The organism is Petrotoga miotherma DSM 10691, assembly GCF_002895605.1.
GTDB classification, from domain to species: Bacteria; Thermotogota; Thermotogae; order Petrotogales; family Petrotogaceae; genus Petrotoga; species Petrotoga miotherma.
The window spans coordinates 67216-80921 of record NZ_AZRM01000010.1 but is presented as its reverse complement, the minus strand read 5'-3'; the positions used below and the strand labels follow the sequence as shown (position 1 = coordinate 80921).

At 32.4% G+C, this 13706-nt stretch carries 14 protein-coding genes; 6 read left to right on the top strand and 8 right to left on the bottom strand.

Annotated elements, in window-relative coordinates; genetic code table 11:
• The 5 genes from X928_RS02110 to dxr are packed head-to-tail and all read right to left on the bottom strand — an operon-like array spanning position 1 to position 5326.
• Complete coding sequence (locus X928_RS02110; RefSeq protein WP_103078259.1) at positions 1-1047, bottom strand: hypothetical protein; 1047 nt, start codon at positions 1045-1047, stop codon at positions 1-3.
• 24 nt (positions 1048-1071) lie between these two features.
• Positions 1072-1542, bottom strand: a complete 471-nt coding sequence (locus X928_RS02105) for a YaaR family protein (protein ID WP_103078258.1) — start codon at positions 1540-1542, stop codon at positions 1072-1074.
• A 19-nt stretch (positions 1543-1561) separates the two neighbouring features.
• The gene (ispG, locus tag X928_RS02100; protein WP_103078257.1) at positions 1562-2611 is read right to left on the bottom strand and encodes a flavodoxin-dependent (E)-4-hydroxy-3-methylbut-2-enyl-diphosphate synthase; all 1050 of its coding nucleotides are present in this window, start codon (positions 2609-2611) and stop codon (positions 1562-1564) included.
• Between the two features lie 13 nt (positions 2612-2624).
• Positions 2625-4172: a site-2 protease family protein gene (locus tag X928_RS02095; RefSeq protein ID WP_103078256.1), complete on the bottom strand. Its 1548-nt coding sequence runs from the start codon at positions 4170-4172 to the stop codon at positions 2625-2627.
• Positions 4169-5326: a 1-deoxy-D-xylulose-5-phosphate reductoisomerase gene (gene dxr, locus X928_RS02090; RefSeq protein ID WP_103078255.1), complete on the bottom strand. Its 1158-nt coding sequence runs from the start codon at positions 5324-5326 to the stop codon at positions 4169-4171. The genes X928_RS02095 and dxr overlap by 4 nt, the downstream gene beginning before the upstream one ends.
• Before the next feature lie 155 nt (positions 5327-5481).
• On the opposite strand from dxr, the gene X928_RS02085 reads away from it, so the two are divergent.
• On the top strand, positions 5482-6564 hold the full coding sequence (locus tag X928_RS02085) for an HD domain-containing protein (RefSeq protein ID WP_103078254.1): 1083 nt from the start codon (positions 5482-5484) through the stop codon (positions 6562-6564).
• Here X928_RS02085 and X928_RS02080 read toward each other — a convergent pair.
• From X928_RS02080 to X928_RS02070, 3 genes are read right to left on the bottom strand one after another with little or no spacing between them, the layout of a single operon-like run.
• A complete protein-coding gene (locus tag X928_RS02080; RefSeq protein ID WP_103076900.1) occupies positions 6551-6748 on the bottom strand; it encodes a hypothetical protein in 198 nt (65 codons plus the stop codon). The two genes, X928_RS02085 and X928_RS02080, sit on opposite strands and share 14 nt — an antisense overlap.
• Before the next feature lie 33 nt (positions 6749-6781).
• Entirely contained in the window at positions 6782-7234 is a 453-nt protein-coding gene (gene dtd / locus X928_RS02075; protein WP_103076899.1) for a D-aminoacyl-tRNA deacylase, read from the bottom strand.
• A gap of 1 nt (position 7235) precedes the next feature.
• Complete coding sequence (locus X928_RS02070) at positions 7236-9377, bottom strand: RelA/SpoT family protein (RefSeq protein ID WP_103078253.1); 2142 nt, start codon at positions 9375-9377, stop codon at positions 7236-7238.
• A 274-nt stretch (positions 9378-9651) separates the two neighbouring features.
• Here X928_RS02070 and X928_RS02065 point away from each other — a divergent pair, with 274 nt between their 5' ends.
• From X928_RS02065 to phoU, 5 genes are all read left to right on the top strand, one after another.
• On the top strand, positions 9652-10476 hold the full coding sequence (locus tag X928_RS02065; protein WP_103078252.1) for a phosphate ABC transporter substrate-binding protein PstS family protein: 825 nt from the start codon (positions 9652-9654) through the stop codon (positions 10474-10476).
• 70 nt (positions 10477-10546) lie between these two features.
• On the top strand, positions 10547-11374 hold the full coding sequence (locus X928_RS02060) for a PstC family ABC transporter permease (protein WP_169926272.1): 828 nt from the start codon (positions 10547-10549) through the stop codon (positions 11372-11374).
• On the top strand, positions 11362-12210 hold the full coding sequence (pstA, locus tag X928_RS02055; protein ID WP_103078250.1) for a phosphate ABC transporter permease PstA: 849 nt from the start codon (positions 11362-11364) through the stop codon (positions 12208-12210). The genes X928_RS02060 and pstA overlap by 13 nt, the downstream gene beginning before the upstream one ends.
• The gene (gene pstB / locus X928_RS02050; RefSeq protein WP_103078249.1) at positions 12207-12974 is read left to right on the top strand and encodes a phosphate ABC transporter ATP-binding protein PstB; all 768 of its coding nucleotides are present in this window, start codon (positions 12207-12209) and stop codon (positions 12972-12974) included. The genes pstA and pstB overlap by 4 nt, the downstream gene beginning before the upstream one ends.
• Positions 12975-13032: 58 nt before the next feature.
• Complete coding sequence (gene phoU / locus X928_RS02045; RefSeq protein WP_103078248.1) at positions 13033-13695, top strand: phosphate signaling complex protein PhoU; 663 nt, start codon at positions 13033-13035, stop codon at positions 13693-13695.
• Positions 13696-13706: the final 11 nt, after the last annotated feature.

The following is a 13706-nucleotide window of genomic DNA, read 5'->3' as shown; positions in this document are numbered from 1 at the left end:
TTATTTAATTGCTTTAATAAAGCATCTCTTAATTCTAAAAAAATGAGTAAATGTTTCCATTTCAAAGTTAAAGTTAGCTACTCTCATCGTAGATATCCTGTTCATATATGAAACCGTATCTTTGATTTGCTCTATATCAACATCAACGATATGTTCATTTAATCCAAAGAAGTAAACTAACGAATTATTCCAAAAATATTTCCACTTGGAAGAATTCAAAAAAACCATAGCGTCTCTCAAAAGAATCGCACCTAAGGTGGATATATTACGTAAAAAAGACAAATTTTCTACATCATTTTTTATTTTGCTAATATTTTTTATCAGATAAAAGAACTCTTTATCGTTTGAATTTATTAATATATTCCATAATTTATAATAAGAAAGAGAAAATTTTAATTTATTTTCCGGAAAATCGAGCGACAATTTGAAATTGCTTAACAATTCATCAACATTTTTAGCTGAAGAGTTTACTATCCTTTCTACTACTTCTTTAATTCTAGAAACATCAGTTTCTTCCTCATTCAAAAATAATAGAACCCTTGAATCATAATAACGAAAAAAATTGAAATAAATTGCTATCTCCCCATATTTGCTATTAATATTCTCAATCAAAACTGAGGGAATCGAAAGATCATACCTTATAAAACGACTTTTTAAAGTGGGTAACAAATAATTCCACCTAGTAGTAGCCCCAAATACCAAGGCGTATTCAGGAGGTTCCTCAATTAATTTGAGCGCAGCGTTTGCTGCTTCTATATTCAATCTATCTATATCCTCAAAAAAAACAACCTTCACCTTTGCATAGTTAGGTTTATACATTAAAAACTCTTCTACATCCCTAACTTGCTCTATTTTTATATTGCCACCAACAGGTTTTATAATTAAGGTATCTAACTTATTGAAGGCTGAAACAGAATTTAATAGGTTGTCTCTGAAATTATACAAAATGAAATTATCTTCAGAAACAAAACACATGGAAGTGGCTTTTATATCATCTATTTTTGATTGAATTTTTTCTATTGTATCATAAAAAAACGAATTACTCAAAAGAAACACCTTCTATACTATGCCTTATTTGTATAAATCTAGAATCAATCCATTTATTTCGTCAATTTTTGATGCATATACTAATGTATTTTTCTCTCTTTTTAAAATCATATCAGTCAATTCCATGAGTTTACTATCAACTACTTCAGCAACCATATGCAGCTGAGGTGTTGCGTTTTTAAAATCAAGATCGTTTTTTATCACATACCAATGTTTTTCTAATCTTTTAAGAAAATCTTTGATAGCATTCCTATAACCTCTTAGATTAGATTGAGTTGGAGATTTCACAAAGTTATTTCCTAGTTTAAGAATATTATCAATTAATCTCCTTAACTCATTTTCGCTGATTTTTATATTTGTATCAACTAGTACATCAAAAAATCCTTCTTTTTCTTTTACCTCAGAAGCAGTAAAATCTTGATCTTTTGATTTTTTTATTTTTCTTTTTTTCAACTCTTTGTCAGTTTTTTCTCGGGTGATAGGATCTATCTCCATATCATATTACCTTCTTCAATTAAGAATTCTGAACCTCTTCTATAATTTCAAAAAGTTTCTCTTTTATCTCACTTCTTTTAATTGTCCCGAAAAGTTCTCCTTTCAAAAAAATAGCCGCTGAAGCATTTTTGGTCCCAACTATGGCTATATCAGAATGTTTAGCTTCACCTGGACCATTAACAACACACCCCATAACCGCTACCGTAATATTTTTTTTAACCTCTTTATCTTTTAAAATTTTTTTTACCTCGTAGGCTAACCCTTCAACATCAATCTCTGTCCTTGCGCAAGTTGGACAGGCTATCACTCTTACCCCTTTTCTTAAACCTAAGGCTATTAATAAATCTTTTGCTAATTCAACTTCTTTGATCGGATCTCCGCTTATGGATATTCTAATGGTATCTCCTATGTCGTTTATAAGTAAAGAACCCAAACCTGCTGATGACAATATAACTGCGTCTTCAAAAACCCCGGCTTCAGTAACGCCTATATGAAAAGGATAAGGAATCAACTGTGAAAGATATCGATTGGCTACGAAGGTTTCTTTTGCATCAACAGATTTGACAGAGACGACAATATCGTAAAAACCTTCTTTTTCTAATAATCTAACCTCTTTTAAAGCACTTTCAGCCAACGCTTTATGTCTGGGTAAATCTGAAAATTCTTTGGCTATCGAACCAGAATTAGATCCGACTCTTACCGGGACGTTGTACTCCTTAGCAACTTTAACTATTTCTCGTACTTTAACATCTGAACCAATATTGCCTGGGTTTATTCTAACTTTCGAAGCACCAGCCTTAATAGATTCTATTGCTAACCTGTAATCAAAATGAATATCTGCAACTAAAGGTACTTGAGATTTCTTTACGATCTCACCAAAAGGTTGAATGTCATCCTTACTTCTCACCGATACCCTTACAATCTGGGCACCAGAGTTTTTCAATCGTTCAATTTGAAGCAGAGTCTTCTCAATATGTGTTGTATCTGTATTCGTCATACTTTGAATAACGATGGGGTACTTCCCACCAATTTTAATGCCACCAACATCTACTACTTTTTGTGAGAACATTTAGGACACCTCATTAGAAAAATCTCATTATATCGTTATAAGTGACGAAGATCATCAGAAATATTAAGAATAAAAATCCTATAGTATTCACTATAGCCTCGACTTTTGGACTTACCCTTTTTCTAGTTATCATTTCATAAATAGAAAAAACGATTCTGCCTCCATCTAAACCAGGTATTGGAATCAAATTAAAAACTCCTAAACTGATAGTTATCAAAGCGGTTAAATTTAAAATGGCATCGAATCCAACCATTGCTGCCTGCCCTATTATAGCAGCTGCTCCAACGGGACCTGCTATTTGATCGGCACTCATCCTTCCAGTGAATAACTGTCCAAAAGATCTGAATGTTAATGAGATTAAATTATTTGCCCATTGAATTGGAACAGTAAGAGCCTCAACACCTTTGGGATGCCAATTTTCGTAGGGCGCCTCTAAAACTCCCGGTTGAACTATGAAATCTAAAAATTCTTCTTTGGCTAGATTAATATTAATTGTTTGTCCGTTTCTCTCTACTAGCACCTCAAGTGTATTATCTTTAAAAGGCTTATATTCATTAATAATTTCTTTACCAGAAACAGCGAACATTAATTCTCCTGTATTCAATTGGGTTCGATAAATTAAATTTTGCAAATCAGACCCATTATTAATGTCTACTCCGTTAATTTCAATTATTTTATCTCCCGGTTGAAAAGCATTGCTTCCGCTATTGCCATGAGGAAGTCCCCCTTCTGCGATAACATTTGAAAAAGTAGCATACACAATACCTGTTTCATACGTAGGTGGGAAATACGAATATTGAGATAATTTACCTTCAATAATAGTTCCATCTTCTAACTGTATCTCTATCGGATCACCACTTTCCAGTCGACTCATAACTATATATAAATCTTCTTCACCATTTAGTGAAACAATTTCTTTATTTTTCAAAGTGAGAAATTCCGTATCTTCGATTCCTTGTAAAGTAAAAATTGCCCTCTCATTGGTAAGTTCAGGGTTTAATGTAACATTTACTTCTTCCCCATTTCTTATAACAGTTAACTCTAATGGTTTCCCAGAAGCTATTTCCAACTCTAAAATAGATGGATTAAATACATAATCACCATTTGCTTTTTTAATGATATCACCTGGTTCAAGACCTGCTTGGAGAGCGATGCTGTCTCTTCCAACTCTTTCAACCATTACCTCTGGAAAACCGTAAGCACCAGCTATTCCCACAAAAAGGAAATAACCTAAAAGAAAAGAAAACAAAGGTCCTGCAAAAGCAATCAAAAATTTCTGAAAAGGTTTCTTATTGTAAAACAGTGCAGGATCAGTATCCTCGTAACCCTCTTCTAATACCTCTTCACCAGCCAATCTTACATAGCCACCCAAAGGAACAATATTGAATCGAAAGGTAGTTTCTTTACCTGGAATTTTGAATAATGCGGGTCCAAATCCAATAGAGAACTCCTCCACTCTCGTCTTGAAAATTTTTGCAAAAATAAAATGCCCAAATTCATGAACAACTACAATAACGGATATAATAATCAAAAACCAAATAATTGATAATAGAACGGTCATTCGGTAACCTCCATAATATATTTTTTCGCTATATTTCTACTGATTTTATCCACTTTAAGTATATCATTATAATTATTAAAACTCAAGCTATTGGCAAATGAAAACTGAATTTGCATCTCATTTACCGTTTTGTATATAATACGATAAATATCTCCAAATTTAATTAGACCGTTTAAAAAACTATCCACTGCAATCTCATCGGCAGCATTAAATGAATTCTGTAAAGGGGCATTCCCAAGAATGCTATAAGCTAATTTCAAAGAGGGATACTTATCAAAATCTACTCTTTCGAACCGTATCTTCTCCGAAAATAAATCAGGTTTTTCAAAAACAAAATTCCGTTCCGGATAAGAAATCGAAAAAGCTATTGGAATTTTCATATCAGCTACTCCATAATGCATCTTAATTACTCCATCAGAAAATTGAACCATAGAATGAATTCTACTGTTTCTATTAATGGCTACCTCGATATTGTTTATTTTGAATAAATAATAAGCTTCAAATAATTCGAGAGACTTATTTACCATCGAGGCTGAATCAACGGTTATTCTTTTTCCCATCGACCAAACAGGATGGTTCAACACTTCCTTCACTGAAACATTTTCAAGGGCTTCAACAGGGTAATCTCTTAAAGCACCACCGCTAGCCGTTAATATAATTTTTTCAGGGGTCGAGGATTCTCCCATTAAAAGTTGAAATATTGCACTATGTTCACTATCAATTGGAATTATCTCTTTTTTTAGATTGGTAGCATAATCCAAAACATAATTGCCACCACACACAATCGATTCCTTATTTGCCAAACATATTCGCTGGGAAACCTCTAAAGCCTTTAAGGTGTTTTTAACACCAGAAAAACCAGAAGTAGCAATTAGAGAATAATCAGGATTACAAAACTCCATGCTCCTTTCAACAGCATCTACACCAGTAAAAACTCGACATCCATTAAAAGTTTTAGGAATATTTTCATTATTTTCAACTATCCCAACACTAATCAAATTGTTTTTATTAATTGCTTCTTTCAATTTATCCCAACTTTTATAAACGGAACCCCCTACAATCTTGAAGTTGTCTTTAAACCAACCGCTATTTAATACTTCTAAAGCTTGTTGACCAATCGATCCAGAAATGCCGGCTATGAAAATACTTTTCACTTATAAACCCCTTTCTCTTTCCACTGTTCTAAGCACATAATAAATTATACCATCAATTCAAATAATCATGAATTAAAAAATGTGTTAAAATAATTAAGAAATGCGAAAATCAAAACACCTCAAAAAATATTTGATAAATTTAAGAAGGTGAGCGAATGAACATTGGCAATTTTCTTTTAGAAAGTTCTAATTTGTTTACAGTTTACAGATGGAATAATAATCCTGCAATTGTAAGATTTAGCGAATCTGACAACATATACAACAATCTTCTTTTAAGTTTATTTGTATTTTCTGACGACTCAGAAGAAAAATTGGTAAAAATACTGCACAACAAAATATATGAAGCGATTCCTAAAATAGTATTATCAGACATATCATTGGCTACCAAAAGCAAAATTGAAGAAAAAGGCAAAAAACTTTGGGATGAAGTGATTAACAAAACCTATAAAGAAGTAGAATCAAATTTTGATAGCAATATTAGCCCAAAACTATTAATTCATTATACTTTTGATGAAGAAACTGAAAAGAAAGTAAGGATGATAAACCTCCTTGTCGCCCAAAAAGAAGCCAGTATTAACGAAAGAGTCTTTCCCGAATATTACAAAGAACCTAAAATAAAAAACCAAACGAAAATAAAAAATATGGATATACAAGATAAAAAAGAAATAGAAGAATTAGCAAATGAGTTATTAGAAATATCAACCAGACTGGTAACTATGATAAGATGGAACAAAAATCATAGAAATATCAAAAGTTCTGTAGCTTCACATACCTTTTTCGTTTTTTTAATCTCTTACCTTTTAGCTCTAAAAGCTAATTTACAAATGAAAGAAATTTACGATATTATGATTGCTTCAATACTACATGATTTGCCTGAAGCATTTACAGGTGACGTGATAAGCCCAACTAAAAGAAAAGTAAGTGGATTAGAAGAAATAATTGGTGAGATAGAAAAAGACTTCATTAAAGATTGGTACATTCATAAAAGAGTATTGAAAGAAAAGGTTAAAAAACTTGAAAAATATATATATACTCCTTTTGAAAATGATTATGGAGCATATGTGAAAACATCGGATTTAATAGCTGCACTAATAGAATGTTCCCTAGAAATAAGTACTGGAAACCAAAATAAATATTTTATCAATACATTTAAATCAATAAAAAAAGATATATTACATTTCTCTCCAATTGATATTAGTGAAATTATAAAAGAGATAGAGTTATCTATTCACCCCTAACGTATTTCTTTTCGCCGTTAGGTAGCTTGAATTTAACAACAACACCTTTTTGAGGTTTTTCGTAACCTAAATATATTTTATGCACATTAGATTGATTAACTCCTGATTCAACACCTTCAGATGAAATGTGGGCTTCAAATGGATCCTCGTTATAGACGAAAACGGTAACTTCTATTTCTTTCATAAAATCCCTCCGATCAAATGATATTTTATTTATTCAAAATAGTTTCTGTGAATCTAAAAGTAAAGTCACTGGACCATCGTTGATAATATTTACTTTCATATGAGCTTGAAACTCACCTTGTTGAACGTTTATAGGATATTTTTCTTTAAGGTATGAAAGAAACTCATCGTAAAGAACTTTAGCCTTCTCGGGAGTTGCCGAATCAGTGAAGGATGGCCTCCTCCCTTTTCTACAGTCACCAAATAAAGTAAATTGAGAAACAACAAGCACATCACCCATAACATCTAATAAAGATTTATTCATTTTATTTTGTTCGTCTTCGAAAATTCTCAGATTTACAATCTTATCAGCCATCCAGCTAATATCTGATTCTTGATCGCTCTTTGAAATACCCAAGAAAACCAGAAGTCCTTTTTCTATTTGCGCAACAATATTATCAGAAATAGTTACGGATGCTTGTGCAACTCTTTGAACTACAGCCCTCAAATTATACCCTCCTAACAGAATAAACACCCTTAGAATTTTTCAATTTATTACTTAAAAGGCTCAGATGTTTTAAATTCTGGACGGCTAGATATATCCTAATGTTAAGGTAATTAGAATTATTTGTCATTTCAAACTTTTCTATATGTCCACCTTCATTATTTATAACATTTCTAACGTTATTTAAAACATTTTTGCTCTCTACATCAATCATTAATACGGTAGAAAATTTGTTTTGATTGTATTCGTTCCACTCAGCAGTTACCTTTTTACTTTCATCAATATCTTGAATATTTTTACAATCTTTTCTATGTATACCAATTCCTCTTCGAGTTATCACACCTATAATTTCATCTCCCGGAACAGGCATACAACATTTTGCGAAATAGCTCTCAACACCTTCTTCACCATCAACAAGAACGGAGATACCTTTTCTATTCGAAATAGATTTTTCAACTGTAGGGACCATTTTTTCTTCTTCTTTTTCGCTTAAGGTGAAAATATTTCTAATCGTATTAATACTGATATCTTGTAAAGATAATTTTATAAAAAATTCTTCGTCACTTTTTATGTTGTATTTAATGTAAAATCCTATTTCTTTCAACTTTTCAAGAATTTCATCCATGGAAAAATTAAGTTTTTTAGAAAGCTCTCTAAACTTGTCCTTACCTTTTTCAATTAACTCGACTTCATTTTTTTGTCGATAATATTTTTTTATCTTCGATATAGTCTTAGGAGAATGAGCATATTTTAACCAATCAATGCTAGGTCCTTGAAAATTCCTATTGATCAGTATCTCTACTATATCACCCGTCTGCAATTTGTATGAAATGGGAACTAATTTACCATTGACTTTTGCTCCTGAAAAATGATTACCAACCTCAGTATGAATAGCAAAAGCAAAATCAATAGGTGTTGCTCCTCTGGGCAAATGAATTATTTCTCCTTTGGGTGTAAATACAAAAATTTCTTTTGAAAGAAGGTTTGTTTCGATGTCTTTTAATTCAAAAGCATTTTGGGCTATATATTTATGTAACTCCATCAAATCATTAAGAAATTTTAATTTTTCCGGACTAACACCCTCTTTATAAACCCAATGAGCAGCTAAACCGTATTCGGCTTCTTCATGCATTTTCCAATCTCGAATTTGTATTTCTAATGGATCTCCTTTATGTGTTATCACAGTTGTATGCAGTGATTTATAACCATTGAATTTAGGTGTTGCAATATAATCTTTTATTCTTCCTGGAATAGGGGACCAAATAGAATGAATTATTCCCAAAGCAGCGTAACATTTATTCTGATCTTCAGTAATTATTCTAAGAGCAATGTAATCATAGATTTCATCTAAAGTTTTACCTTTTCGAATCATCTTATCCCATATACTATATAAATGTTTAGAACGTCCTTCAACCATTGCTTTGATTTTTTGATTATCAAGCTCTTGTTTAATAATCTGCGCGTATTCGTCCAACCGATTTTGTCCAAGTCTTAATTTTTCCTCGATTTTCGTCTTTAAATCAAAATACGTATCAGGATACAAAAACCGAAAGGATAAATCCTCCAACTCTTCCTTAATCTTATAAATCCCCAATCTATGAGCAATGGGGGCGTATATTTTTAGAGTTTCATCTGCTTTTGCTATTTGCTTTTTCCTATCGACAAATTCTAAAGTTCTCATATTATGTAATCTATCAGCCAATTTAACGATTATGACTCTTATGTCCTCGGACATAGCAAAAAGCATCTTTCTGATAGTCTCAACTTTCTCCAAAGATTTCATGTCTTTTTCGTTTAGTCGTTCATTGAGCTTTAGATTACTGATCTTGGTGACCCCTGAAACTATATTTGCAACATCGATACCAAAAAGATCCTTTATTTTATCTATTGAAACCCCACAATCTTCAACTACATCGTGCAAAAGACCTGCTATTATCGTATCGACATCCATTTTTAAACCGGCGAGTATCAATCCAACACTTTTTGGATGCTCAAAAAATTCCTCACCAGAATCTCTATACTGACCACTATGAGAAATTTCAGCTAAATCATAAGCTGCTCTTATTAGTTCTTTTTCTCTTTTGGTAAGCCTAACATTTAATAGTTTTTCAACCTCTTTCTCATAACTTTTCGATTCAATCAACATAATCAAACACCTCTTAAAGTTTCCTAAAAAAGCTCAATTAGGTCTTGTAAATTAAGGTACAATATAATTATAGCACAAATTTCTGAAATATTGAAAAGAATTAAAGACAAAAAAATTTATCAAAATGTAATAACAATTTCATTTTTTAGGTTCATCAAGTATGATTAAATATTAATGAAAGTACCTCCTTAATATTTCTTAACATCACTTGATTTTATCCAAAAAAAAGGGTGCTATAATTACATCGAAAACTTAAATTAAGGAGGGAATTATTGTGAAGAAAGTATTATTAACGTTAGTTTTGGTAGGCATAGCCCTTTTCAGTTTTGCAGAAACACTTGTTATAAAAGGTTCAAACACGATCTTTCCAGTAGCACAACTATGGATTGAAGAGTTAAAAGATATGTATCCCAATTTAACAATTACATTGGAGGGTGCGGGATCTTCAACCGGTATTGCAGCTTTATTCAACGGAACAACAGACATAGCTGACTCAAGTAGATGGCTTAAAGAATCGGAATTAGAACAAATGCATGAAGAAGGAAAATACTTCATTCCAATTGTTTTAGGATACGATGGAATAGCCGTTATAGTCAATCCAAATCTTGGAATAGATGAAATCACCATAGAAGAATTGGCAAGTATTTACACTGGCGAAATTACAAGATGGAGCCAATTGAATCCAAATTTACCAAACCAAAGGATAGTTGTATATTCAAGAAACACAGCCTCAGGGACTTACGAAACATTCGTAGAAAAAGTTTTAGAGGGTGAAAGAATGGCCCCAACGGTTCAGATGTTAGAATCAACCCACGCAGAAGTACAAGCAGTTGCTCAAAACTCATATGCTATAGCTTATACAGGCGTAGGTTATGTGACCGAAGACGTAAAGGTTTTATCAGTCGAAGGTGTACAACCAACAAAAATGAATATTTTAAATTCTGTTTATCCAATTTCAAGACCATTGTACATGTTTGTTGATGCGACAAATGGTTACCCTCAAACCGGACCAGTTAAACAATATTTAACATTTGGACTATCAAAACGAGGTCAAGAATTAGTTGAACAAGCTGGATATGTAGCAGCATACGGATTTTAAAAGATTATCTTTTAAAAGGAGTGTTTTATTTGTGAATAGACGAGATTTAAAAAATATCGTAAATCAAAGTATAATCACAGTTGTCGCAATGGTGGGAATTTTGGCATTAATCGGTCTATTCATTTTTATCATCAGAGACGCTATTCCAGCCCTGACAGAAGTTGGGGCTGAAATTTTTACAAGTAAGTATTGGTATCCAACATATGATCCACCAGAATATGGCATGTTAGCTATGATAGCGGATTCTTTTATATTAACTGGCTTCGCTTCTATTATAGTTATACCCATAGGGTATATAATTGCATTTTTCTTGTATGATTATGCCACAAACACAGAACAAAGAATTATAAAATCAGCGATAGATTTGCTATCCGGAATCCCAACTGTTATAATAGGATCATTCTTATTCATTTATATTTCACCTATCCTAATGAATTTTGGTGCTTGGTCCACAGGTAATTTACTATTAGCAGCAATTGGGCTATCTATTTTATCCCTACCATACGCCGCTTCACTTATGCAGGAAGCATTATCATCAGTTGATATCAGTCTAAAGGAAAGCGCTTTAGCTTTGGGGGCAAGCAGGTTCACCGCCGGATTTAGAATAGTAAGCAAAGCTGCACTATCAGGAATTTTGAATTCAATAATTCTTACTATAAATAGAATTATAGGGGAAACTATTGTTGTATTAATGGTAGCCGGAGGAGCTGCCATAATTCCCAAATCAATATGGGATCCAGTTAGACCTTTGACCGCTGCTATAGCAAGCGAGATGGGGGAAGTACCCATAGGAAGTACACACTACTCTGCATTGTTTACAGCAGGTTTAATTTTGCTAATGATATCTTTTATTCTAACAATGATATCTAGAAGAGTAACGAGGAGTTGGAAAAGTTGAAACAGCAAACGGGAATAGATTCTATTATATCATTAATTTTTAGAATCATAAGTTATATTGCGTTTGGTATAATATTGTCAATAATTGTAATAGTTATAGTAGATGGTGCAAGATATTTTAATCCTTCTTTTTTCATAGAATACCCCAGTCAAGGAATGACAGCCGGTGGAATAGGACCGGCAATATTGGGAAGTTTTTTGATGATATTTTTCATTCTATTATTTTCCATTCCAATAGGAGTTCTCACTGGTACCTTCCTTTCAGAATATGGATCAAAATCAAGATTAGGAAGAATAATTGACATATCCGTTACCTCTTTATCTGGTGTTCCTTCTGTTGTCTACGGATTGTTTGGATTAGCTCTTTTTTCGATAACTCTAGGATTTGGAACATCTCTTCTAAGTGGAAGTTTAACTTTATCTATAATGACTTTACCTGTAATATCCTCATCAGTAAAAGAAGCCCTTGCTTCTCTACCAAGAGAGCTGAGAGAATCAGCCTATGCTTTAGGAGCAAAAAAAACGGAAACTATTTACAAAATACTCTTTCCAGCAGCAAGAAATAGAATAATAACCGCCATATTGATTGGTGCAGGAAGGGTTATTGGAGAAACCGCTCCTGTATTATTGACTGGTGCAGTTTTCTATTCAACTCAGTTACCAAATTCTTTACTTGATCCTGTTATGACTCTCCCAACTCATATATATTTTATAACCATGGCATATGGAGAAAGTGCGCAATGGATGGCAAAAGCAACATCCGCATTCTTAATAATACTTATTTTAGTGATATACTCGATAGCATTTAAAATAAGAGGAGGAAAACAAAAAAGTTGAACACAGAAAAAGAAATTGCAATAGAAATTAAAAATTTTAATGGTTGGTACGATCAAAAACAAGCTTTAAAAGATATAAATATGGAAATTAAAAAAAAGAAAGTCAGCGCAATAATTGGTCCTTCAGGATGTGGGAAATCTACTTTGTTGAGAAGTATAAATAGAATCAACGATGAAATTCCTGGATATAGAACCAATGGCGAAATAATATTTGAGGACAAAAACATATATGAAAATAATATTGATTTATCGTTGTTGAGGAAAAAAATAGGAATGGTTTTTCAAAAACCAATACCTTTTCCTATGACTATTTATGAAAACATTGCATTTGGTTTAAAGTTGCACACAACAAGAAACGGAAGAAGAATGGATGCAATCGTTGAAACAGCTTTAAAAAGAGCTGCGCTATGGGATGAAGTAAAAGATGAACTTGACAAACCAGCGAGTTCACTTTCTGGGGGACAACAACAACGTTTGTGTATTGCTAGGGCCATCGCTATTGATCCTGAAATAATTCTATTAGACGAGCCTACATCCGCTCTAGATCCTATAGCTACACAAAAAATTGAAAATTTAGTAGAACATTTATCCGAAAATTATACTATAATTATTGTTACACATAACCTAGCCCAAGCTATTAGAATTTCAGATTATATGTATTTTATGTTTCAAGGAGAGCTCATAGAATCGGGAAAAACAGAAGACATTATAAAAAGCCCAAAAAAACAATTGACAGAAGATTATCTAAATGGTAGAATTAGCTAAAAATTGAATAGATAACCACACAACAAAAAGTACATCAAGCAAATAGGGAGTGAAATAAATGGACTACACACATTTTGAAGGGGAAATGACACGATTAACAAGTGAAATATCCAAGCTTTTAACCGTCGTTTTAAGATCCTTTGAAAATTCGATTAAAGCGTTAGAAGATAAAAACCTTGAATTAGCCGAAAAAGTCTTAAAAGCAGATGATCAAATAGATGATTTAAACCGCCAAATTGAAGAGTCAGTCTATCAAATCGTAGCGAGATTTCGTCCTTTAGCCAAAGAACTACGATACGCAGTAACAATGATAAAGTTCGCAAACAATCTTGAAAGAATAGGTGATCTTTCTTGCAATATTGCTGAAAAAACTAAAATCTATGCGCATATTGATCTAAAAGACATAGTAAATACTAAAGAAATAAAAAAGATGTTCGGTATATCCCTAGAGATGATAAAGGACTCATATAAAGCATTCGGAGAAAGAAACATTGAAGAAGCTGTGAAAATTTGGAAAAGAGATGATGAAGTGGACGAGCTAGAAAATCAACTTAGACAAATTGCTGTGAAAAAATTACAAGATGAAACTTTTAACAAAGAACTTGTTATTCCCTATGTATTATTGGCAAGAGACATTGAAAGAATCGCTGATCACGCCACAAATCTTTGTGAAGAAATAGTTTACATAGAAACAGGTAAGGAAATCGAAGACTATCTATAAACGGAGGCTTT